The 20,937-nt window shown below is 65.0% G+C and carries 23 protein-coding genes; 16 read left to right on the top strand and 7 right to left on the bottom strand.

Translation table 11 applies throughout. The features are described 5' to 3' along the window. Window positions 1–20: 20 nt before the first annotated feature. Window positions 21–686 (bottom strand): TIGR02117 family protein, encoded by a 666-nt coding sequence (locus C8J45_RS15715; RefSeq protein WP_107964069.1) that lies wholly within the window; start codon window positions 684–686, stop codon window positions 21–23. Window positions 687–708: 22 nt separating this feature from the next. Here C8J45_RS15715 and phhA point away from each other — a divergent pair, with 22 nt between their 5' ends. After that, the gene (gene phhA / locus C8J45_RS15710; RefSeq protein WP_107964068.1) at window positions 709–1,578 is read left to right on the top strand and encodes a phenylalanine 4-monooxygenase; all 870 of its coding nucleotides are present in this window, start codon (window positions 709–711) and stop codon (window positions 1,576–1,578) included. 210 nt (window positions 1,579–1,788) lie between these two features. Here phhA and C8J45_RS15705 read toward each other — a convergent pair whose 3' ends face one another. The 4 genes from C8J45_RS15705 to C8J45_RS15690 all read right to left on the bottom strand — a co-directional run bounded on the left by C8J45_RS15705 (window position 1,789) and on the right by C8J45_RS15690 (window position 6,360). After that, a complete protein-coding gene (locus C8J45_RS15705) occupies window positions 1,789–2,724 on the bottom strand; it encodes a 50S ribosomal protein L11 methyltransferase (protein WP_107964067.1) in 936 nt (311 codons plus the stop codon). Further along, complete coding sequence (locus C8J45_RS15700) at window positions 2,714–3,403, bottom strand: SDR family NAD(P)-dependent oxidoreductase (protein WP_107964066.1); 690 nt, start codon at window positions 3,401–3,403, stop codon at window positions 2,714–2,716. The genes C8J45_RS15705 and C8J45_RS15700 overlap by 11 nt, the downstream gene beginning before the upstream one ends. 218 nt (window positions 3,404–3,621) lie before the next feature. After that, window positions 3,622–4,986, bottom strand: a complete 1,365-nt coding sequence (locus C8J45_RS15695) for a methyl-accepting chemotaxis protein (RefSeq protein WP_258191491.1) — start codon at window positions 4,984–4,986, stop codon at window positions 3,622–3,624. Between the two features lie 18 nt (window positions 4,987–5,004). Beyond that, window positions 5,005–6,360 carry a methyl-accepting chemotaxis protein gene (locus C8J45_RS15690; RefSeq protein ID WP_374956451.1) on the bottom strand — a complete coding sequence of 452 codons (1,356 nt, stop codon included), beginning with the start codon at window positions 6,358–6,360 and terminating at the stop codon, window positions 5,005–5,007. 222 nt (window positions 6,361–6,582) lie between these two features. Here C8J45_RS15690 and sdhC point away from each other — a divergent pair, with 222 nt between their 5' ends. Genes sdhC through C8J45_RS15670 form a run of 4 tightly spaced genes read left to right on the top strand, consistent with a single transcriptional unit; the run spans window position 6,583 to window position 9,453 of the window. Further along, window positions 6,583–6,993, top strand: coding sequence for a succinate dehydrogenase, cytochrome b556 subunit (gene sdhC, locus C8J45_RS15685; protein ID WP_060524021.1), 411 nt, complete (start codon window positions 6,583–6,585; stop codon window positions 6,991–6,993). Beyond that, window positions 6,993–7,379 (top strand): succinate dehydrogenase, hydrophobic membrane anchor protein, encoded by a 387-nt coding sequence (sdhD, locus tag C8J45_RS15680; RefSeq protein WP_060524023.1) that lies wholly within the window; start codon window positions 6,993–6,995, stop codon window positions 7,377–7,379. Before sdhC ends, sdhD begins: the two co-directional genes overlap by 1 nt. Then, window positions 7,379–9,181 carry a succinate dehydrogenase flavoprotein subunit gene (gene sdhA / locus C8J45_RS15675; RefSeq protein WP_056047438.1) on the top strand — a complete coding sequence of 601 codons (1,803 nt, stop codon included), beginning with the start codon at window positions 7,379–7,381 and terminating at the stop codon, window positions 9,179–9,181. Before sdhD ends, sdhA begins: the two co-directional genes overlap by 1 nt. Next, the gene (locus C8J45_RS15670; RefSeq protein ID WP_107964065.1) at window positions 9,181–9,453 is read left to right on the top strand and encodes a hypothetical protein; all 273 of its coding nucleotides are present in this window, start codon (window positions 9,181–9,183) and stop codon (window positions 9,451–9,453) included. The genes sdhA and C8J45_RS15670 overlap by 1 nt, the downstream gene beginning before the upstream one ends. A gap of 88 nt (window positions 9,454–9,541) precedes the next feature. Here C8J45_RS15670 and C8J45_RS15665 read toward each other — a convergent pair whose 3' ends face one another. Both C8J45_RS15665 and C8J45_RS15660 read right to left on the bottom strand, forming a co-directional pair. Next, complete coding sequence (locus C8J45_RS15665; protein WP_107964064.1) at window positions 9,542–9,832, bottom strand: type II toxin-antitoxin system RelE/ParE family toxin; 291 nt, start codon at window positions 9,830–9,832, stop codon at window positions 9,542–9,544. Continuing rightward, window positions 9,819–10,067: a type II toxin-antitoxin system Phd/YefM family antitoxin gene (locus tag C8J45_RS15660; protein ID WP_107964063.1), complete on the bottom strand. Its 249-nt coding sequence runs from the start codon at window positions 10,065–10,067 to the stop codon at window positions 9,819–9,821. Before C8J45_RS15660 ends, C8J45_RS15665 begins: the two co-directional genes overlap by 14 nt. Before the next feature lie 99 nt (window positions 10,068–10,166). Between C8J45_RS15660 and C8J45_RS15655 the strand changes: the two genes are divergently transcribed. The 11 genes from C8J45_RS15655 to C8J45_RS15605 all read left to right on the top strand — a co-directional run bounded on the left by C8J45_RS15655 (window position 10,167) and on the right by C8J45_RS15605 (window position 20,937). Further along, window positions 10,167–10,748, top strand: a complete 582-nt coding sequence (locus C8J45_RS15655; RefSeq protein ID WP_107964062.1) for a ClpP family protease — start codon at window positions 10,167–10,169, stop codon at window positions 10,746–10,748. Between the two features lie 133 nt (window positions 10,749–10,881). Beyond that, entirely contained in the window at window positions 10,882–11,664 is a 783-nt protein-coding gene (locus C8J45_RS15650; protein WP_056060672.1) for a succinate dehydrogenase iron-sulfur subunit, read from the top strand. A gap of 179 nt (window positions 11,665–11,843) precedes the next feature. Continuing rightward, window positions 11,844–12,299 carry a PaaI family thioesterase gene (locus C8J45_RS15645; RefSeq protein WP_107964061.1) on the top strand — a complete coding sequence of 152 codons (456 nt, stop codon included), beginning with the start codon at window positions 11,844–11,846 and terminating at the stop codon, window positions 12,297–12,299. A 97-nt stretch (window positions 12,300–12,396) separates the two neighbouring features. Continuing rightward, entirely contained in the window at window positions 12,397–13,488 is a 1,092-nt protein-coding gene (zapE, locus tag C8J45_RS15640) for a cell division protein ZapE (RefSeq protein ID WP_107964060.1), read from the top strand. Between the two features lie 127 nt (window positions 13,489–13,615). Further along, window positions 13,616–14,578, top strand: a complete 963-nt coding sequence (mdh, locus tag C8J45_RS15635) for a malate dehydrogenase (protein ID WP_107964059.1) — start codon at window positions 13,616–13,618, stop codon at window positions 14,576–14,578. Between the two features lie 72 nt (window positions 14,579–14,650). Beyond that, complete coding sequence (locus C8J45_RS15630) at window positions 14,651–14,947, top strand: GIY-YIG nuclease family protein (protein WP_107964058.1); 297 nt, start codon at window positions 14,651–14,653, stop codon at window positions 14,945–14,947. Window positions 14,948–15,003: 56 nt separating this feature from the next. Beyond that, entirely contained in the window at window positions 15,004–15,888 is an 885-nt protein-coding gene (gene sucD, locus C8J45_RS15625; RefSeq protein ID WP_093396778.1) for a succinate--CoA ligase subunit alpha, read from the top strand. A 156-nt stretch (window positions 15,889–16,044) separates the two neighbouring features. After that, the gene (locus tag C8J45_RS15620) at window positions 16,045–18,978 is read left to right on the top strand and encodes a 2-oxoglutarate dehydrogenase E1 component (RefSeq protein WP_107964057.1); all 2,934 of its coding nucleotides are present in this window, start codon (window positions 16,045–16,047) and stop codon (window positions 18,976–18,978) included. A 101-nt stretch (window positions 18,979–19,079) separates the two neighbouring features. Further along, window positions 19,080–20,330, top strand: a complete 1,251-nt coding sequence (odhB, locus tag C8J45_RS15615; protein ID WP_107964056.1) for a 2-oxoglutarate dehydrogenase complex dihydrolipoyllysine-residue succinyltransferase — start codon at window positions 19,080–19,082, stop codon at window positions 20,328–20,330. Between the two features lie 7 nt (window positions 20,331–20,337). Continuing rightward, window positions 20,338–20,574, top strand: a complete 237-nt coding sequence (locus C8J45_RS15610) for a DUF433 domain-containing protein (RefSeq protein ID WP_107964055.1) — start codon at window positions 20,338–20,340, stop codon at window positions 20,572–20,574. A gap of 3 nt (window positions 20,575–20,577) precedes the next feature. After that, complete coding sequence (locus tag C8J45_RS15605; RefSeq protein WP_107964054.1) at window positions 20,578–20,937, top strand: DUF5615 family PIN-like protein; 360 nt, start codon at window positions 20,578–20,580, stop codon at window positions 20,935–20,937.

Below are 20,937 nucleotides of genomic sequence, written 5' to 3'. Positions count from 1 at the left end.
AACTCTCGGGAGCACACTCCTCAAAACCACCCCATCACAGTAACCGGAAACGGCGTCCACCAACCAACCCGAACCCCCGCAAACCGCAGAGCATCCCCCGTCCAAGCATTACACGTCCGCACCGCGCTATACCGCCCGCTAGCCTCATAAAACGCATCATACCCGGTATACCCCCGATACCGCGCACCCCCATCGCGAAAGCTAGCCCGGATATACGCCGCCAACCGCCGATACTGCGCCGGCGTGACCACGATCTCCCGAGCCCCGTCCCCCGCACGCGGCCTCGGCAGATGCTCGACATGCATCAACGTCCGATCACTCCCGACCGCCGAAGCAACCACGGTGCGCAGCTTCACGTCCGCCCACGTCGGCGTCTCGAGATAAAACGTCTTCTCCCCCCACCCGAACGCCACATGATCGAACGCGCCATACCGCGGATCACGCAGATCCTCCGCCCGAGCCACCCCGCGCCAGTCCACCCCCGCCGCCACCTTCGGCACGATGATCCCGGTATGCACGCCGTTGCTCTCGACGAAGATATGAACCCCCTCGGCCGGCGCCCGCCAGTTGCGGTTGCTCGGGATCGACCCACCAACCAGCCCCGCTACCGCATAGCTCGCGACCACCCCGAACACCGCCGCGACCGCCCATAAAATCGACTTAACCCAACGCGTTTCCGTCTTCATTCCGTCATGCTAGACCAGCCGCATGGCCAATGACACACATGTGCTGAGCACCCCGCCCGAAGGCGCGCCCGACTGGACGATCCCGCAGAACTGGGCGGATTACACCGCGGAGGATCACGCGACCTGGGACACGCTCTTCGCGCGCCAGTCGAAGCTGCTCCCCGGCCGCGCCTCGAACGCGTGGCTGCGCGGGCTCGACGTGCTGAAGCTGTCGAAGCCCGGCATCCCCGATTTCGAGGAGCTCTCCGAACGCCTGACCAAGCTCACCGGCTGGTCGGTCGTCGCGGTGCCCGGCCTCGTCCCCGACGACGTGTTCTTCGACCACATGGCCAATCGCCGCTTCGTCGCCGGCAACTTCATCCGCCGCCCCGACCAGCTCGATTATCTCCAGGAACCCGACGTCTTCCACGACGTGTTCGGCCACGTGCCGATGCTCGCCGACCCGGTCTTCGCCGACTACCTCGCCGCCTACGGCCGCGGCGGCCAGCGCGCGCTGGGGCTCGACGCGCTGAAGTATCTGGGACGGCTTTACTGGTACACGGTCGAGTTCGGCCTGATCGCAGAACCCGAAGGCCTGCGCATCTATGGGTCGGGGATCGTCTCCAGCTACGCGGAAACGCGGTTCGCGCTCGACGATCCGAGCCCCAATCGGATCGCGCTCGACCTCGCCCGGGTTATGCGCACCGAATACCGGATCGACGATTTCCAGCAGAATTACTTCGTCATCCCGAGCTTCGAGGAGTTGCTGAGGCTGACGGTAGAGACAGACTTCGCGCCGCTGTACGAAGAGCTGAAGGCGCTCCCGGATATTCCCGTCGCGCGGATCGAGCCGGGGGATGTGGTGCTCACCGAGGGCACGCAGGCGTACGCGAACGCGAAACTCAGCGCTTAAACCAGAAGCACCACCCCGGCGAAGGCCGGGGCCCAATTGGGCGAACCTCCAAAATAGAGCCGCACCGCCATCCCAATTGGGCCCCGGCTTCCGCCGGGGTGGTGTTAGGCGTGGGGTGAGGCCTCCCTCCCCAAAAGATTGTTCCCCCGCGAAGGCGGGGGCCCAGACTGGACCCCCGCCTTCGCGGGGGAACAATCTTTTACCGTAGGCTCAAATATCCAACGCCCACCCATCACGCCCCTTAGGATCGAACGGCCCCTCCGCCACGAACCGCACCGCCCCAGCGCGCAACCGAAGCACACTCCAATCCCCCCGCCGGTCGACCGCCTCGAGCGAACACCCGCAAGCCTCATACGCAGCCACCACCCCGGCCCGCTGCGTCTCCAGCAACCCGGCCAGCACGATCGTAGCCCCCACATCCGAAATCGAAGCGATCTCCGGCGCCATCGACACCAGCGGCCCCGCCAGAATATTCGCGATCACCAGATCATACGGAGCGCGAACCACGATCGCATCGTCCAGCGTACCGTCCGCGACCACCAGATCGATCCCCTCGACCCCATTGAGCGCGGCATTCTCCGCCGTCACATCGATCGAGACCGGATCGATATCCGTCCCCATCACACTGGCCTCAGGCCAAAGATGCGCCGCCGCAAACGCAAGCAATCCCGTCCCAGTCCCGATATCGATCACGTTCGCAAACGATGCATCCGCCAACCCGTCGAGCATCGCCAGACACCCACTGGTCGTCTCGTGATGCCCCGTCCCGAACGCCCGGCTAGCCTCGATCAAAAACGCCCGCTGGTCCGCCGGCACCGCGCCCGAATGCGCGCCGGTATGCACGAAGAACCGCCCCACCGACAAAGGCTCGAGCCCAGCCTGGCTCATCGTCACCCAGTCCGCATCATCCAACCGCTCGACCGCGATCTCAGCCCCCGCCGCACTTGGCACCAGCGCCCGCACCGCCGCGACCGTATCCGCCGTCGGCTCATGCTCGAAATACGCATCGAGCCGCCACGATTCGACGTCGTCCTCGATCTCCTCGGTCGTCATCAACACGCCATCGATCGTCAGATCATCGCTCGCATCGATCGCCTCCGCCTCCGCCCGCGTGCAGGGGAGGGTGAGCTTCCAACTATCGGACATAGCTCGCCCCGTTCACGTCGATCACCGACCCAGTCATCGAGGCCGGCGCCTCCAACGCCAAAAACTTCGCCGCCGCCGCGATCTCTTCAGGCGCCGCGACCCGCCCGAGCGGAATATCCGCCAGCAACGCATCGCCGCCACGGCTCGACAGATAGTGCTTCGCCATCCCGGTCATCGTGAACCCCGGGCACACCGCAAACGCCAGAATGCCCTCCCGAGCATAGCCTCGAGCAATGGTCTTGGTCATCGCCACCATGCCAGCCTTCGACGCGGCATAATGCCAGTGCGCCGGCGAGTCCCCGCGATACGCCGCCCGGCTCGCGATATTGACGATCCGCCCGCCGACACCCCGAGCCTGCCAATGCAGCACCGCCAACCGACACAGCTCCGCCGATGCGGTCAGGTTGATCCGCATCGTCCGCTCCCACTGCGCGGTCCAGTCGTCATCGGCGAGCGCTGCCGCCTCGAACACGCCAGCATTGTTGATGAGCACATCGATCGCGCCGCCAGCTTGCTCCAGCGCCGCGTTCCACAACGCAGTCGGCCCCGCAGGATCGCTAAAATCGGCCGGAATACCGCTGGCGGTCCCATGCCCGATGACGGAAGCGCCCGCGCTGGTCAGGGCCGCATAAATAGCCGCGCCGATACCGCGGCTGGAGCCGGTAAGAAGAATAGTCATGCCAGCGCTCTAGCGCCGCAGGCTGATGCCGTCACCTGAGACCAAGTGAGAAATGGGTTCGCGCAGAGGCGCGGAGGACGCAGAGTGCGTACACATTGAGGCGAGGGCGCGACAATACTGCGATTTTGAGAACCTGCGGTTCCGCGAAAGTCTCTGCGTCCTCTGCGCCTCTGCGCGAGAAATTCTTCGATCGCGCCCCTGATAGAAGGACGCCGTCCTCAAGCCACGCTCGCCGAAAACCCGTCCGCCGCGCCGCGCAGCACACCCAGCTTGTCGTCCACCGCGCAAAAGCCGTGCCCAAGCTGATCGATCTCGACCGCCACCCCTTCGGTATCCTGGCGGATCGCGGCGATCGTCGTCGACATCGCGTCCGCCGCCAGCGCCGTCTCGTCGACCGCTGCAGTGATCGCGGTGACGGTCTGCGCCTGCGCGTACATCGCAAACCTGATCCGGTCGGCGCTCTCCTGGACCTCCGCGACCGTCGACTTGATCGAGGCGTTGGTCACGACGGTCGAGCGTGTCGCCGCCTGGATCGCGGCGATCTTGCCGGCAATGTCATCGGTCGCGCGCGCGGTCTGGTTGGCCAGCGATTTCACCTCCTGCGCCACCACCGCGAAGCCGCGCCCGGCATCGCCCGCTCGTGCCGCCTCGATCGTCGCGTTGAGCGCCAGCAGGTTGGTCTGCCCGGCGATGCTGCGGATCAACCCGAGGATCGATTCGATCGACTTCGCATGCTCGCTCAGGGTCTCAGACATGCCGACCGCTTCGCCCGCCTGCGCCGAGGCGCGGGTCGCGATCTCTGCCGCGGCCTCCACTTCGGTCCGCGCATCCTCGATCGCCCGGATCAGCCCGGCGGCGGTCTGCGCCGCCTCGCGCATCGCCAGGGCCGATTGTTCCGCGGCCGCGGCGACCTCGCTCGCCTTGCTCAGGACGCCGCGTGTCGAGGACGATGCCGCCGCCGCCTGCACGCGGATTCGCGCGCCCAGAGCGGCGGTGTCCTCGATTGACGCGGCGATGCGCTTGCGAAAGTCGGATGCCCGCGTGCCCCGTTCGGCGCGTGCCGCCTCGGTGTCGGTCGCGCCGAGATACGAGGCCATGATGTCCGCCTCGATCAGCGCGAGCCGCTGTACCGCATCCGCCACGATCCGCATCGTCGCGGTGTCGGTGCCGAGGCGGTCGACGACCAGGTTCAGCGTCGCGCTATGGGCAAAAGCGGCGGCCGACAGCAGCGCGGGCAGGGGGATACCCGACTGGCGCGAACTCTCCGCATGGTCGATCGCCATCGCCTCGCACGCCTCGTCATACGGCGACAGGTACCGCATCCGCGCATAGACCGCGCTCTGGGCGATCCGCCGTTCGAGCCGGTCGGGCGTGATCTGGGCTGCGATATGGCGCACCGCGTCGAGCGACAGATAATGCCGCCAGAACATCTCGCCGATCCGCCGGTGATCGTCCTCGTCGAGCAACGCGCTGAGCGTGGCGCAGGCCGGCGCGATCAGCCCGTCCCAATCATAGTCGCCGACGCGCTCGCGCAGCGATCTGGCCGAACGCATTGGCGTCGCCAGCGCGGTATCCGCAGTCATGACCTCTCCCAAGGCTCGTTATGCAGCGACTTTGGCGACGAAATCGCCGGCGCTGTTCTTCAGATTGCTCAGCCGTCCATCGAGCACGTCGAAGCCGCGGCCGACGCCGTCGATCTCGCTCGCGACGGTTTCGGTATCCTCGCGGATCGCGGCGATCGTCGTCGACATCGAATCGGCGGCAAGCGCGGTTTCGTCGACCGCGGCGGTGATCGCCGTCACGGTCTGCGCCTGCGCCTCCATCGCGTAGCGAATGCGATCGGCCGATTCCTGGACTTCGGTGACGGTCGCCTTGATGCTGGCATTGGTCTCGACCGTGCCGCGGGTGGCGGACTGGATCGCGGCGATCTTGGCGGCGATGTCGTCGGTCGCGCGCGCGGTCTGGTTGGCCAGACTCTTCACCTCCTGCGCGACGACGGCGAACCCGCGGCCCGCGTCGCCTGCGCGCGCCGCCTCGATCGTCGCGTTCAGCGCCAGCAGGTTCGTCTGACCGGCGATATCGCGGATCAGGCTGAGGATTGATTCGATCGACTTCGCATGATCGCTCAGCGCCTCCGACATGCCGACGGCTTCACCCGCCTGTACCGACGCCCGATTGGCGATCTCTGCTGCGGCTTCCACCTCGGTCCGCGCATCCTCGATCGCCCGGATCAGCCCGGCGGCGGTCTGCGCCGCCTCGCGCATCGCCACGGCGGATTGCTCGGCGGCCGCGGCGACTTCGCTCGCCTTGCCCAGCACCGCGCGAGTCGATGCCGAGCTTCGGACCGCCTGTTCGCGCAACGTATGCCCCTCGTTGGTCGCGGTCTCGACCATCGCCGCGATGCCGTCGCGGAATTCCGCCGCCAGCGTATCGCGACCGACCTGTGCGGAGTGCGCACGGTAATTGTTGTAGATCGCGACGGTGATCTCGCCCTCCAGCGCGGACAGTCGCATCAGCGTGTCGATGTAGCGCGGCAGCTTGACGCCCTCGCGGTCGACGCGGCGCATCAGCACGTCGAGCGCGGCCCGGTCGCTCGCGCTGATCATCGACAGCAGCGCCATCGGCGATACGTCCGCCGCATAGGCCGCGGCGACCGACCGCTCGACCGATTCGATCCAGGCCCGGCCCGCGGTATCCAGAAACCGGTTTCTCAGGAACGTGCAGCCGATCTCGATCATCTTTTCGGTCTCGCTCGGCGCCCAGAGACGCTCGTCCGCGAAGCACCGAAGCCATTGCTCCCAATAGGCTTTCGAGACGATCGCGATCTCGGGCTCGAGTGCGTCCCACACTTCGCGGCTCGCCACTGCAAGCGAACCATCGAAATCGAACACCCGCAGCCGCGCCGGGATGTCGACGGTGGCGGCGATCGAGCCGAGCGTCGGCAGGTCTTTGGTCAAGGCGGTGGACTCCGAAATCGGGTTTTGCCCGTCCAGCGCTACCGCCTATTGTTTAAGAGCTGGTTAGGGATCGATGGTAATCTTCGCCCACCGTGCACGACCTCGACGCGGGTAACGCGCGATTGCCTTGGGTTACAGATGGGCGGCCAATGGGTTGCATCGCAGCACGCGGAGTCTAATAGGTCGGCGCAACCATCTTTTTTACGATCGAGGACTCCGCCCTTGGCATCGCGCAATCCGGCACGCCCGCTATCTCCCCATCTGCAGGTCTATAAATGGGGCCCGCACATGCTGGTCTCGATCCTGCACCGCGTGACCGGCAGCGGGATGGCGACCGTCGGTAGCTTGCTGCTCGTCTGGTGGCTCGCGGCGATCGCCGCGGGCGATCAGGCCTATGCGACCTTCGTCGACGTGTTCACCACCGAGACGGGCCGGCTCAACATCCTCGGCTATGTCGTCGCGGTCGGGCTGACGCTGTCGCTGTTCCAGCACATGATGACCGGCATCCGCCACTTCGTGCTCGACACCGGCGCGGGCTACGAACTGAAGCGGAACAAGATGGGCGCGCTCGCGACGATGGTCGCGTCCGTCGCGCTGACGGTCGTGTTCTGGCTCTACATGGGGATCAAGTAATGGGTTCGGGTACGGCAATCGGTCGCGTCCGCGGCCTCGGCAGCGCCAAGCACGGCGCGCATCATTGGTGGCAGCAGCGCCTGACGGCGGGTGCGAACCTGTTCCTCATGCTCTGGCTGATGATCTCGGTCGCGCGGATGCCCGGCTATGATTACGCCGCGGTCCATCTGTGGCTGCAATCGGCCTGGGTCGCGGTGCCGATGGCGCTGCTGATCCTGTCGGTCTTCTATCACTTCCGTCTCGGTCTTCAGGTCGTGATCGAGGATTACATGCACGACGAAAGCCGTGTCGTGACGATGATCCTCCTCAACCTGTTCACCTTCACGCTGGGCGGCATCGCCCTGTTCGCGATCCTGAAGGTCGCCTTCTCCGGAGCTCCCGCGTAATGTCAGCTGCCTACAAGATCATCGATCATACCTATGATGCGGTCGTCGTCGGTGCCGGCGGCTCCGGCCTGCGCGCCACGATGGGCATCGCCGAGAGCGGCCTGAAGACCGCGTGCATCACCAAGGTCTTTCCGACCCGCAGCCATACCGTCGCAGCCCAGGGTGGCATCGCCGCCTCGCTCGGCAACAACTCGCCGGATCACTGGACCTGGCACATGTTCGACACCGTCAAGGGTTCTGACTGGCTTGGCGACCAGGACGCGATCGAGTATCTGTGCCGCGAGGCCCCGCAGGCGGTCTACGAGCTCGAACATGCCGGCATGCCGTTCAGCCGTAACGAGAACGGCACGATCTATCAGCGTCCGTTCGGCGGCCACATGCAGAACATGGGCGAGGGGCCTCCGGTCCAGCGCACCGCCGCCGCCGCCGACCGCACCGGCCACGCCATGCTCCACGCGCTGTATCAGCAGAGCCTGAAGTACAACACGGACTTCTTCGTCGAGTATTTCGCGCTCGACCTGATCATGGAAAACGGCGTCTGCCGCGGCGTCATCGCGCTGTGCATGGAGGACGGCTCGATCCACCGCTTCCGCAGCCACCAGACCGTGCTCGCCACCGGCGGCTACGGCCGCGTCTATTTCTCGGCGACCTCGGCGCACACCTGCACCGGCGACGGCAACGCGATGGTGCTCCGCGCCGGCCTGCCGCTCCAGGACATGGAGTTCGTCCAGTTCCACCCGACCGGCATCTACGGCGCGGGCGTGCTCATCACCGAGGGCGCACGCGGTGAGGGCGGTTACCTGACCAACTCCGAGGGCGAGCGCTTCATGGAGCGCTATGCCCCGTCGGCAAAGGACCTCGCCTCGCGCGACGTCGTCAGCCGCTCGATGGCGCTCGAAATGCGCGAAGGCCGCGGCGTCGGCAAGAACGGCGACCACATCTTCCTGCATCTCGATCACATCGATCCCAAGGTGCTCGCCGAGCGCCTGCCGGGTATCACCGAAACTGGGAAAGTCTTTGCCGGCGTCGATCTCACGCGTCAGCCGCTGCCCGTCACGCCGACCGTGCACTACAACATGGGCGGCATCCCGACCAACTTCCACGGCGAAGTCGTCAACCTCGTCGACGGCAACCCCGACGCGGTCGTCCCCGGCCTGTTCGCGGTCGGTGAAGCGGCTTGCGTCTCGGTCCACGGTGCCAATCGGCTCGGCTCGAACAGCCTGATCGATCTCGTGGTGTTCGGTCGTGCGACCGGTCTGCGGATCAAGGACACGCTGAAGCCCGGTACGGCGCACGCGCCGCTGCCCAAGGGGTCGGAAGACCTCGCGCTGACGCGTCTCGACCATTTCCGCAATGCGTCGGGCGGTTCGCCGACCGCGCAGATCCGTCTCGACATGCAGCAGACCATGCAGAAGCATTGCGCCGTGTTCCGCGACACCGAGCTCCTGAACCAGGGCGTCGAGAAGATGGCCGGGATCTACAGCCGGATGACCGACGTCGCCGTGAAGGATCGCAGCATGATCTGGAACACCGATCTGGTCGAGACGATGGAACTCGACAATCTGATCGGCCAGGCGGTCGTGACGATGAACTCGGCGGCCAACCGCACCGAATCGCGCGGCGCACACATGCACGAGGATTTCCCCGAGCGCGACGACGCGAACTGGATGAAGCACACCATCACCACCTTCAACGGCTGGGGCGGCAAGGGCGGCGAGACCAAGATCGATTTCCGCCCGGTCCACGACTACACGCTCACCGACGACATCGACTACATCAAGCCCAAGAAGCGGGTATACTAATGACCTGGGCCATCATCGCGATCGGGTTCCTCGTGCCCGTCGCGGTGGGGCTCCTGACGCGTTTCCAACCGATGATCGCCGGCTTCCTGTGGCCGGCGGTCGTCGCGGTAGTGACCGCGATCTACGTCTTCGGCATCGAAAGCCGCGGTGTGGGCGAAGAACCGCAAAAAATAGCGATCACCTTCTACGCGCTCTTCTCGCTGGTAGGCGGCGTCCCCGGCGGCCTTGTCGGCTGGATTCTCCAATATAAGCGCACGGCCGAGAAGGCCTGACCCTCTTCCTTGTTCTCCCGCGAAGGCGGGAGCCCAGTCTGGATCCCCGCCTTCGCGGGGAAACAAGCTTCAGGCGCAACGCCGACGACTAATCGAGCCGCCCAGCCGCGATCTTGTACACCAGATTTCGGTCCCGCCGCCCGACCGCCACGACGATCACCGTCACCAGGCCATCGTCCACCCGGTACACAAGTCGATACCCCGCAGCCCTCAGCTTGATCTTGTAGCAGCCGGCCATCCCACTCAGTCGCGCACTCGCAATATGTGGCTCGCCCAACCGCTCGGTCAGCTTCGCCTTGAACTGCTCGCGAACATTGGCGCCAAGCTTCTCCCACTCCCGCAGCGCGCTTGGCAGGAAAGCGAGGCTATAGGTCGCCAAGCGACACCGCGACCGGCACCTCGTCGGCACGCGCCCGCACCAGGTCTGCTAGTTCGACGTCCTCCAACCGATCCATCAATTCCTCCCACGCCGCTGCCGGCACGAGATACGCGGCGGGCGTATTCCGATTGAGCACAGCCACTGGAAACCCGCCCGCAGCCTCGATGACGCCGGAGGGGTTCTTCTTCAGGTCGCTGATGCTCACCGTCGCGCCGGCAAATATGGTTTCGATCATGACCAGTCTATAGCACGTCGAACAGGTCACACCAGATCACTGTGCTGATGTGCAGCAACCTGTTCGGAACCCACCGCCCCCGCAAAAGTTTGCCGCGGCATGACCGACACATCCCCCGCTTCGAACGCCCGCAACTACCCGTTGCTGGCCGCCCCCCACATCCACCTCCACGGCCCCGTCGACGACGCGATGTACGACACTTTCAAGTCGCAACTCGTCGCCGCCCCCACCGAAGGCCCGCTGGTCGTCTCGATCACCACGCTCGGCGGCGACCCCGAAGTCGCCCGCGCGATGGGCGACAACATCCGCCTGCTCCGCGAATATACCGGCCGCGAGACGCTCTTCCTCGGCAAGGTCGCGGTCTACTCCGCGGGCGCGACGTTCATGTCCGCTTTCCCGGTCGACAGCCGCTTCCTCACCCGCAACAGCCGCGTCATGATCCACGAGCGCCAGATGCAGAGCACGATCGAACTCAACGGCCCGCTCAACACGCTGTCCTACACGCTCAAGGCCAAGCTCCACGAGATCGAGGACTCGATCAACATCCAGGAGGAAGGCTTCCGCGCGATCGTCGAGGGCTCGAAGGTGTCGCTCGAGGAATTGAAGAAGAAGGCCCCCTCCAACTGGTACATCGAAGCCCAGGAAGCCCGCGACCTGGGGCTCGTCCTCGACATCATCTGACCGGAGAGTAGAAGGCAACGCGACAGCGGGTGTGACGCATGTTGCACCCGCGAAGCTAAGGATTTGCGGGGAGGGCCCCTGTCATGTATCGGCTCTGACAACCTATAATCACACCACGGACGGACCGCTCGCAATGGCCGAATTCTCGCTCCCGAAAAACAGCGTCGTCAAGAAGGGCGTCAAGCACGCCTCGACCAGCGGGGGTAAGCGTCTCAAATCGTTCAAGGTCTACCGCTACGATCCGGACAGCGGCGAGAACCCGCGCTACGATAATTTCGAGCTCGATCTCGACGACACCGGCCCGATGGTGCTCGACGCACTGATCAAGATGAAGAGCGAGCAGGATTCCTCGCTCACCTTCCGCCGGTCGTGCCGCGAGGGCATTTGCGGCTCGTGCTCGATGAACATCAACGGCAAGAACGGCCTAGCCTGCACCACCGCGATCGAGGATTGCAAGGGCGAGGTCCAGATCACGCCGCTGCCGCACATGGACGTGATCAAGGATCTGGTCCCCGACTTCACGCATTTCTACGCGCAATATTCGTCGATCAAGCCGTGGCTGCAGACCGTCACCCCGCCGCCCTCGGGCAAGGAGCGCCTCCAGTCGCCGGAAGATCGCTCGAAGCTCGATGGCCTGTACGAGTGCATCCTGTGCGCCTGCTGCTCGACCTCGTGCCCGAGCTATTGGTGGAACGCCGACAAGTTCCTCGGCCCTGCAATCCTGTTGCAGGCCTATCGCTGGCTCGCCGACAGCCGCGACGAGATGACCGGCGAGCGCCTCGACGAACTCGAGGATCCGTTCCGCCTGTATCGCTGCCACACGATCATGAACTGCGCGAACGCGTGCCCCAAGGGTCTCAACCCCGCCAAGGCGATCGCCGAGATCAAGAAGATGGAAGCCGAACGGATCGTCTGATCCGGTCGGTTGGGGGAGGGGCCTACCTTTCCCGACTTAGGGGGGGGTAAGACCTGCCTTCCCCCCACCCCGTTCGTGCCGAGTAGAGATCGAGCGTAGTCGAGAGCTCGTATCGGGGTACACGTCATTCGATACGTCATCTCGACAAGCTCGATGCCTACTCGGGATGAACGGAATTTATGACTGACAAACCCCATTTCGTCGAAGCCGAAGACCCCGCCAACTCAGGCTGGCGCAGCTGGTCGCTCTCCGACCCCACCCGCTTCAACACGTTGCTCGGCCCCATGCTCTACCGCGTCGACGGCCCCACCGTCCGCGTCCGCATCACCCCCGAGCATCGCCATTCCAACCTCCAGAACAACGTCCACGGCGGCGCGCTCCTCGCGTTCATCGACGTCGCCTTGTTCGCAGCCGCAAGAGGCTTCGGCCTGATCACCGCCGGCACCGCAGTCACGCTCGATCTCAACACGCAGTTCATCGGCGGCGGCCGCGTCGGCGAGCCGATCGAGGCGCAGGTTGAGGTGCTCAAGGAAACCGGCCGCCTCTTGTTCCTGCGGGGCCTCGTGGTGCAAGGGGACGACGAAACCAAGATCGCCGCCTTCTCGGCCACGATCCGCAAGCCGACTGCCAGATAGCACCGGCATTTCTCTGTTCTCCCGCGCACGCGGGAGTCCAGGAGCCACACATACAACGCCTGGGGGCCTGGGCCCCCGCCTGCGCGGGGGAACGGAAATGACGGTACTCAAAGCCTATGAGGCGCTCGTAGCGTCAGGCGAACTCCGCCCCGACCCCGAACAGGCCGCCGCCGCCGCGCGCCTTAACACCCTCGCCACCGAACTCGCCACCCCCAAGTCCACTGGCTTCTTCGCGCGCTTCTCCAAGAAACCAGACCCGCGCGGCGTCTACCTCTGGGGCGGCGTCGGTCGCGGCAAGTCGATGCTGATGGACCTGTTCTTCGCCAACGCGCCCGTCGAGGAGAAGCGCCGCGTCCACTTCGGTGAGTTCATGCTCGAGGTCCACGCACGCATCGCCGCCGAGCGCCGCAAGGAAGTCGGCGACCCGATCGTCCCTGTCGCCACCGCGATCGCCTACGAGACGCGGCTGCTCGCGTTCGACGAGATGATGGTCACCAACAGCCCCGACGCGATGATCCTGTCGCGGCTGGTGACATCGCTGCTCGATTCCGGCGTGACGATCGTCACTACGTCCAACCGCCCGCCCGCCGATCTCTACAAGAACGGCCTCAACCGCGAGCATTTCCTGCCCTTCATCGCGACGATCGAACAGCGCCTCGACGTGCTCCCGCTCAACGGCCCGGTCGACTATCGCCGCGACCGGCTCGGCAGCCAGGACACGTGGCTCGTCCCCAACGGCCCCGAGGCGACCGCGCAACTCTCCGCCGCGTTCTTCCGCCTCACCGACTTCTCGACCGACGACAGCGAGCATGTTCCCGCCGAAGACCTCGTAGTGCAAGGTCGCACGCTTCGGGTGCCCAAATCGCTCAAGGGCGTCGCGGTGTTCAGCTTCAAGAAGCTGTGCGGGGAGGCGAGGGGGGTGGCCGACTACCTCGCCATCGCGCGGAAGTTCCACACCGTCATCCTCGTCGGCATCCCCAAGCTCGGCCCCGAGAACCGCAACGAGGCGGCGCGGTTCGTGGCGCTGATCGACGCGCTGTACGAGCACAAGGTCAAGCTGCTCGCCGCCGCCGATGCGCAACCGGGAGACCTTTACGAAAGCGGCGATGGCAGGTTCGAATTCGACCGCACGATCAGCCGCCTCGAAGAGATGCGGTCCGAGGACTATCTCGCCGAGGGCCATCTCTAGTCTTATTGCACATGCGAACGAGTTGCAATAACAACCTGCTTTTGTCCTTTTAGCGGTTGCCGTGGCGGGATAATGCGCGTAACCGGCGTCACCAATCACCCCGCACATCAGACGGAGACGGATTGGAATGGCTCGCAAGAAGATCGCGCTGATCGGCGCCGGTAACATCGGCGGTACGCTCGCGCACCTCGCAGCACTCAAGGGCCTTGGCGATATCGTCCTGTTCGACGTCGCCGAGGGCATCCCCCAGGGCAAGGCGCTCGACCTGTCGCAGTGCGGCCCGGTCGAAGGCCTCGACTCGCAGATTACCGGCTCGAACGATTACGCCGATATCGCCGGCGCGGACGTCATCATCGTCACCGCCGGTGTCGCGCGGAAACCCGGCATGAGCCGCGACGACCTGCTCGGCATCAATTTGAAGGTCATGAAGGCCGTCGGCGAGGGCATCAAGAATAACGCCCCGAACGCATTCGTGATCTGCATCACCAACCCGCTCGACGCGATGGTCTGGGCACTCCGCGAGTTCTCGGGTCTGCCGCACCACATGGTCGTCGGCATGGCCGGCGTGCTCGACTCGGCACGCTTCAGCCACTTCCTCGCCGAGGAGTTCAAGGTCTCGGTCAAGGACGTCACCAGCTTCGTGCTTGGCGGTCACGGCGACACGATGGTCCCGGTCATCAGCTACTCGACCGTGTCGGGCATCCCGGTGCCGGATCTCATCGCGATGGGCATGTCGAGCCAGGAAAAGATCGACGCGATCGTCAAGCGCACGCGCGGCGGCGGCGGCGAGATCGTCGCCCTGCTGAAGACGGGTTCGGCATACTACGCGCCGGCGACCAGCGGCATCGCGATGGCCGAGGCGTATCTGTACGATCAGAAGCGCGTGCTGCCGGCGGCGGCGTATGTGTCGGGCGAGTACGGCCTTACCGATCTGTACGTCGGCGTGCCGGTGGTGATCGGTGCCGGCGGCGTCGAGAAGATCGTCGAGATTAAGCTGGATGATGAAGCCAAGCAGAACCTCACCGTGTCGGTCGATGCGGTCAAGGAACTGATCGTCGCCTGTAAGGGTATCGATGGTTCGCTCAACTGATTTGAAGACGTGAGCTAAACCAATCTGCTGTTCCCCGGCGAAGGCCGGGGCCCAGTTGGGAGAACTCCCGAGATGGATACCGCCTTCTGCGTCTACATCATGGCCAGCAGGCGGAACGGGACGATCTATCTCGGCGTCACCAGCAATCTTCCCAAACGTGTTTGGGAGCATCGCAACGGTGCCGTCGCAGGGTTTACGAAGAAACATGGTTGTCATCTGCTCGTCTGGTACGAAGTTTATGACGATCTGGACGCCGCCCGGCAGCGCGAGCTGCGGATGAAGGAATGGAAACGGGACTGGAAGGTGAAAGAGATCGAAGGGATGAACCCGAACTGGGATGATCTGTTCGATACGCTGACGCCAAACTGATCCGCCTTCCCAACTGGGCCCCGGCCTCCGCCGGGGAACAAGAGAGAGAAAATTAGATGAGCATCCTCGTCGACAAGAACACCAAGGTCATCACGCAAGGCATGACTGGCGAAACCGGCAGCTTCCACACCAAGGCGGCGCTGGAATACGGCACGCAGATGGTCGGCGGCGTCACGCCCGGCAAGGGCGGTACGACCCACCTCGACCTCCCCGTCTACAACACCGTCGCCGAAGCCAAGGCGATGACCGGTGCGACCGCGTCGGTCATCTACGTGCCGCCCCCCTTCGCCGCCGATTCGATTCTCGAGGCGATCGACGCCGAGATCGAGTTGATCGTCGCGATCACCGAGGGCATTCCCGTCCTCGACATGGTCAAGGTCAAGCGCGCGCTGTCGGGCTCCAAGTCGCGGCTCATCGGCCCGAACTGCCCCGGCGTGCTGACCCCCGGCGAGTGCAAGATCGGCATCATGCCGGGCTCGATCTTCAAGAAGGGCTCGGTCGGCGTTGTCAGCCGTTCAGGCACGCTCACCTATGAGGCGGTGTTCCAGACGTCGAACGCAGGCCTTGGTCAGACGACCGCGGTCGGCATCGGTGGCGATCCGGTCAACGGCACGAACTTCATCGACGTGCTCGAGCTGTTCCTCGCCGACGACGAGACGCAGTCGATCATCATGATTGGCGAAATCGGCGGCGACGCAGAAGAGCAGGCGGCACAGTTCCTCCGCGACGAAGCCAAGCGCGGTCGGTCGAAGCCGATGGCAGGCTTCATCGCCGGTCGTACGGCGCCTCCGGGCCGCCGCATGGGCCATGCCGGCGCGATCGTGTCGGGCGGCAAGGGCGACGCGGAGAGCAAGATCGCGGCGATGGAAGCTGCCGGGATCCGCGTTTCGGAAAGCCCCAGCCTGCTCGGCGAGACGCTGCTGAGCGTGTTGAAGGGCTGAACTAACTGCTCCCTCTCCCATCGGGAGAGGGAGGGAGCTGCCTATAAGGTAGCGGAAGGGTGAGGGCGATGGGCGCCGATCACCCTCATCCTCTCGCCCGCAATTGTGGGCGAGCCCCTCCTTCTCCCAGCGGGAGAAGGGATAAGGACGAACGACATGGGCTACGAAGGCCAGGATTTCAGCGATATCGCAGCCGGCGTCAGCCCGGCGTTCGTGGAGACGCTCTACGCCAAGTTCAACGCGGACCCGGCCTCGGTCGAATCCGGTTGGCGCGCGTTCTTCGAAGGTCTCGAAGGCTCCGCGCAGGGCCCGAGCTGGGAGAGCGCCCGCTGGCCGCTCACCACCACGGACGACCTGACCGCAGCGCTCGATCCGACCCAGATGGAGCCCGCGCCCAAGCCCGCAAAGGGGAAACCAGCCCCCGCAGCAGCAGCGCCCGCGCCCGTCTCGAAGGAAGAGATCGCCAAGGCCGCGGCCGACGCGATCCGCGCGCAGCTGCTCGTCCGCACCTACCGTGTCCGTGGTCACCTCGCCGCGAACCTCGATCCGCTCGGCCTTTCGAAGCGCGAGATGCCCGAGGATCTGAAGACCGAATATCACGGGTTCTCCGACGCCGACATCGACCGGAAGGTCTATCTCGGCGGCACGATGGGCTTCGAATGGGTCTCGATCCGCGAGCTCGTCGACACGTTGCGCAAGAATTACTGCGGCAATGTCGGCCTCGAATACATGCACATCTCCGACGTCGAGGAGCGCCGCTTCCTCCAGGAGCGCATGGAGGGCCAGGACAAGGCGATCGAATTCTCCATCGACGGCAAGAAGGCGATCCTCACCAAGGTGATCGAGGCCGAGCAGTGGGAGAAATTCCTCGGCAAGAAGTATGTCGGCACGAAGCGCTTCGGCCTCGACGGCGGCGAATCGATGATCCCCGCGCTTGAGAGCGTGATCAAATATGGCGGCCAGATGGGCGTGCGCGAGCTCGTCATCGGCATGGCGCATCGCGGTCGCCTCAACGTGCTCGCCAACGTGATGGCCAAGCCGTTGCGCGTGATCTTCCACGAATTCGCCGGTGGTTCGGCCAACCCCGACGACATCGGCGGTTCGGGCGACGTCAAGTATCACCTCGGCACCAGCACCGATCGTGAGTTCGACGGCCACAAGGTTCACATGAGCTTGGTCGCCAACCCGTCGCATCTCGAAGCCGCCGACCCGGTCGTGCTCGGCAAGACGCGCGCGATCCAGACGCTCAACAACGACCTCAAGGACCATGTCGCCAGCCTGCCCGTGCTGATCCACGGCGACGCGGCGTTCGCGGGGCAGGGGATCGTCTGGGAGTGCCTCGGCTTCTCCGGCATCCGCGGCTACAACACCGGCGGTTGCGTCCACTTCATCATCAACAACCAGGTCGGCTTCACGACCTCGCCGCAGTTCGCGCGCTCGTCGCCTTACCCGTCGGATGTCGCCAAGGGCGTCCAGGCGCCGGTCTTCCACGTCAACGGCGACGATCCCGAGGCGGTCACCTTCGCAACCAAGATGGCGATGGAATTCCGCCAGAAGTTCCACCGCGACATCGTGATCGACATGTGGTGCTATCGCCGCTTTGGTCACAATGAGGGCGACGAGCCGTCGTTCACGCAGCCGCTGATGTATGACATCATCCGCAAGCACCCAGGCGTCTCGTCGGTGTACGGCGATCGCCTGATCAAGGAAGGCGTGATCGACCAGCCTTGGATCGATGAGAACGTGAAGCAGTTCACGCTCCGTCTCGAGGGCGAGTTCGAAGCCGGGTCGTCGTACAAGCCGAACAAGGCCGACTGGTTCGGCGGTCGCTGGACCGGCCTCAGCGCGCCCACCGATGGCGCGTCGGCGCGTCGCAACGTCGAGACCGGCCTCAGCCAGAAGCTGTTCGACTCGCTCGGCCGCACGCTGACGACGATCCCCGACAGCGTGAAGATCCACAAGACGCTCAACCGCGTGATCGATGCCAAGCGCGAGATGTTCAAGTCGGGCAAGGTCTTCGACTGGGCGACCGGCGAAGCACTCGCGTTCGGCGGCCTGCTCTCGGAAGGGTACGGCGTCCGTCTGTCCGGCCAGGATTCGGGCCGCGGCACCTTCTCGCAGCGTCATGCCGTCTGGGTCGACCAGACCGACGAGCACAAGTACGTGCCGTTGCAGGAGATCGAGCACGGCCGTTTCGAAGTGCTCGACAGTCCGCTGTCCGAGTACGGCGTGCTCGGCTTTGAATATGGCTATGCGCTCGCCGACCCGAAGACTTTGGTCCTCTGGGAGGCGCAGTTCGGCGATTTCGTCAACGGCGCGCAAATCATGATCGATCAGTTCATCACGTCGGGCGAGTCGAAGTGGCTTCGCGCCAACGGCCTCGTGATGCTGCTCCCGCACGGCTATGAAGGGCAGGGGCCTGAGCATAGCTCGGCACGTCCCGAGCGCTTCCTGCAATCGTGCGCCGACGACAACATCCAGGTCGCGAACTGCACCAGCCCGGCGAATTATTTCCACCTGCTCCGCCGGCAGATGCACCGCAACTTCCGCAAGCCGCTGATCGTGATGACGCCGAAGTCGTTACTGCGCCACAAGCTGGCGGTTTCGAATGCGGAGGATTTCCAGGGCGACAGCCACTTCCGTCGCCTGTTGTCGGATACCAATCCGGCCGCCGACGTCGACACGAAGCGTCTGGTCCTGTGCACCGGCAAGGTCGCGTACGACCTGATCGAGGCACGCGACGCGGCGGGCGACACCGACACGCAGATCGTCCGCGTCGAACAGCTCTATCCCTTCCCCGGCAACCCGATCGCCGAGCGCGTCGCACGGATGCCGAACCTGGAAGAGATCGTCTGGGCGCAGGAAGAGCCGAAGAACAACGGCTACTGGTTCTTCGTCGAGCCGCTGATCGAGGAGGCGCTGGCAACGGTCGACTCCCGCGTGAAGCGCGCGCGCTATGCGGGCCGCAACGCCTCGGCATCGCCCGCGACCGGCCTGATGAAGCGTCACCAGGCCGAACAGGGCGCGCTCGTCGCCGACGCGCTCGGCCACTCCGTCCGCGACGAAATCCGCCGCACCCGCGCAAACTGATTGAACCCGGACCCTGTATTCCTGCGAAAGCAGGAACCCAGGGTCCGGCAGAGTAACCCTAGGCCCCTGCGTCCGCAGGAGCACAAAAGGTAGAAGCAAACATGGCAACCGAAGTCACCGTCCCCGTCCTGGGTGAATCGATCACCGAAGCCACCCTCGGCGAGTGGCTGAAGCAGCCCGGCGATCCCGTCGCGGTCGACGAGCCGATTGCAAGCCTCGAGACCGACAAGGTCTCGGTCGAGGTCCCGTCGCCGGTCGCCGGCGTCATGGGCCAGCACGCCGTTGCCGTCGGCGACACCGTGCAGGTCGGCGCGATGCTCGCCACGATCGACTCCGGTGATGGCGCCGCCGCCGCGCCCGCCAAGGCGCCAGAGCCGGCCGCGACCGCAACGCCCGCCGCTCCTGCGAAGGACGAGTCCGGCGCAGGTTACGGCGACCAGCCCGGTGCCGGCACCAGCGATTCACCCGCTGCGCTCTCCCCGTCGGTCCGCCGCGCGGTGCTCGAGCACGGCGTCGACCCCGGCACGGTCAAGGGCACCGGCCGAGACGGTCGCATCACCAAGGAAGACGTGACCGCCGCCGCGTCGAGCAAGCCCGCACCGGCGCCCGCCGCAGCGCCCGCACCGGCCGCAGCCCCTGCCGCCGGATCGGGTCGCGGTGAAGAACGCGTCCGCATGACGCGCCTCCGCCAGACGATCGCCAAGCGCCTCAAGGAAGCGCAGAACACGGCTGCCATGCTGACGACGTTCAACGACGTCGACATGACCGCGGTGATCGAGGCGCGCGCCAAGTACAAGGACCTGTTCGAGAAGAAGCACGGCGTCCGGTTAGGCTTCATGGGCTTCTTCGTGAAGGCCGCGACCATGGCGCTGCGCGACATCCCGTCGGTCAACGCATCGATCGACGGCGACGACATCGTCTATCACGATTACGCCGACATCTCGGTCGCGGTCTCGTCGCCGGGCGGCCTCGTCGTCCCCGTGATCCGCGATGCCGACCAGATGTCGGTCGCGACGATCGAGAAGACGATCGGCGACTTCGGCAAGCGCGCCAAGGAAGGCGCGCTCAAGATGGACGAGATGAAGGGCGGCACCTTCACGATCTCGAACGGCGGCGTGTTCGGCTCGCTGATGTCGACCCCGATCATCAATCCGCCGCAGTCGGCCGTGCTGGGCCTCCACCGCATCGAGGAGCGCCCGGTCGTCGTCAACGGCCAGATCGTCATCCGCCCGATGATGTACCTCGCGCTCAGCTACGACCACCGCCTGATCGACGGCCGCGAAGCCGTGACGTTCCTGGTGGCGCTGAAAAATGCTATCGAGGATCCGACCCGTATCCTGATCGACCTGTGAGGTAGCGATGAACTGGCGCGACCATATCCATTCGGACCCTGAAATCCTGGGCGGCAAGCCCGTGGTGAAGGGTACGCGGATATCGGTCGAGCTGATCCTCGAATATTTCGAAGACGGTGCGAGCATCACCGATGTTCTCGCCGCCTTCGATCATATCACCGAGGATGACGTCCGTGCAGCGATCGCGTTCGCGCGAGACCTGCTGGTCGACTCGACGGTCGCGGCGCAGCGCAAAGCGGCCTGACGGGTGCATCTGCTCGCCGACGAAAACCAGCATCCGGTTGTCGTCGCGCGGTTGCGAAGTGCTGGTCACGCCGTCGAATGGATCCGGGAAACATCGCGCGGCGCAAAGGATCCGGAGATACTGGCGCGAGGCGATATCGCGGCGCTCATATTGATCACGGACGACCGCGACTTCGGCGACCTGATCTTCAACCGTGGTTACCCTGCGCCCCGCGCGATACTATATAATCGACTGAACCGCGTGCATCCGGATGCCATCGCCGACCGCCTGATCGCAGTGTTGGCCGGTGGTGGCTTCGAAGGCCACATCACAACGATAACCAAGGACGGCGAACGCAGTAAGCCGTTCCCCGCTGGAGCATAA

Source organism: Sphingomonas sp. PP-CE-3G-477 (genome assembly GCF_003050745.1).
GTDB lineage: Bacteria > Pseudomonadota > Alphaproteobacteria > Sphingomonadales > Sphingomonadaceae > Sphingomonas.
The sequence above is the reverse complement of the archived record's forward strand: the minus strand, read 5'-3'. Positions and strand labels throughout refer to the sequence as shown.

Excerpts from the sequence above, each read along its gene's own strand:
- C8J45_RS15620 (WP_107964057.1), top strand. The coding sequence starts at position 16,045 with ATGGGCTACGAAGGCCAGGATTTCAGCGATATCGCAGCCGGCGTCAGC.
- sdhA (WP_056047438.1), top strand. The coding sequence starts at position 7,379 with ATGTCAGCTGCCTACAAGATCATCGATCATACCTATGATGCGGTCGTC.
- C8J45_RS15650 (WP_056060672.1), top strand. The coding sequence starts at position 10,882 with ATGGCCGAATTCTCGCTCCCGAAAAACAGCGTCGTCAAGAAGGGCGTC.
- sdhD (WP_060524023.1), top strand. The coding sequence starts at position 6,993 with ATGGGTTCGGGTACGGCAATCGGTCGCGTCCGCGGCCTCGGCAGCGCC.
- C8J45_RS15610 (WP_107964055.1), top strand. The coding sequence starts at position 20,338 with ATGAACTGGCGCGACCATATCCATTCGGACCCTGAAATCCTGGGCGGC.
- C8J45_RS15630 (WP_107964058.1), top strand. The coding sequence starts at position 14,651 with ATGGATACCGCCTTCTGCGTCTACATCATGGCCAGCAGGCGGAACGGG.
- odhB (WP_107964056.1), top strand. The coding sequence starts at position 19,080 with ATGGCAACCGAAGTCACCGTCCCCGTCCTGGGTGAATCGATCACCGAA.
- zapE (WP_107964060.1), top strand. The coding sequence starts at position 12,397 with ATGACGGTACTCAAAGCCTATGAGGCGCTCGTAGCGTCAGGCGAACTC.
- C8J45_RS15660 (WP_107964063.1), bottom strand. The coding sequence starts at position 10,067 with ATGATCGAAACCATATTTGCCGGCGCGACGGTGAGCATCAGCGACCTG.
- C8J45_RS15700 (WP_107964066.1), bottom strand. The coding sequence starts at position 3,403 with ATGACTATTCTTCTTACCGGCTCCAGCCGCGGTATCGGCGCGGCTATT.
- C8J45_RS15670 (WP_107964065.1), top strand. The coding sequence starts at position 9,181 with ATGACCTGGGCCATCATCGCGATCGGGTTCCTCGTGCCCGTCGCGGTG.
- C8J45_RS15655 (WP_107964062.1), top strand. The coding sequence starts at position 10,167 with ATGACCGACACATCCCCCGCTTCGAACGCCCGCAACTACCCGTTGCTG.
- C8J45_RS15715 (WP_107964069.1), bottom strand. The coding sequence starts at position 686 with ATGAAGACGGAAACGCGTTGGGTTAAGTCGATTTTATGGGCGGTCGCG.
- phhA (WP_107964068.1), top strand. The coding sequence starts at position 709 with ATGGCCAATGACACACATGTGCTGAGCACCCCGCCCGAAGGCGCGCCC.
- C8J45_RS15645 (WP_107964061.1), top strand. The coding sequence starts at position 11,844 with ATGACTGACAAACCCCATTTCGTCGAAGCCGAAGACCCCGCCAACTCA.
- mdh (WP_107964059.1), top strand. The coding sequence starts at position 13,616 with ATGGCTCGCAAGAAGATCGCGCTGATCGGCGCCGGTAACATCGGCGGT.
- C8J45_RS15705 (WP_107964067.1), bottom strand. The coding sequence starts at position 2,724 with ATGTCCGATAGTTGGAAGCTCACCCTCCCCTGCACGCGGGCGGAGGCG.
- C8J45_RS15695 (WP_258191491.1), bottom strand. The coding sequence starts at position 4,986 with ATGACTGCGGATACCGCGCTGGCGACGCCAATGCGTTCGGCCAGATCG.
- sucD (WP_093396778.1), top strand. The coding sequence starts at position 15,004 with ATGAGCATCCTCGTCGACAAGAACACCAAGGTCATCACGCAAGGCATG.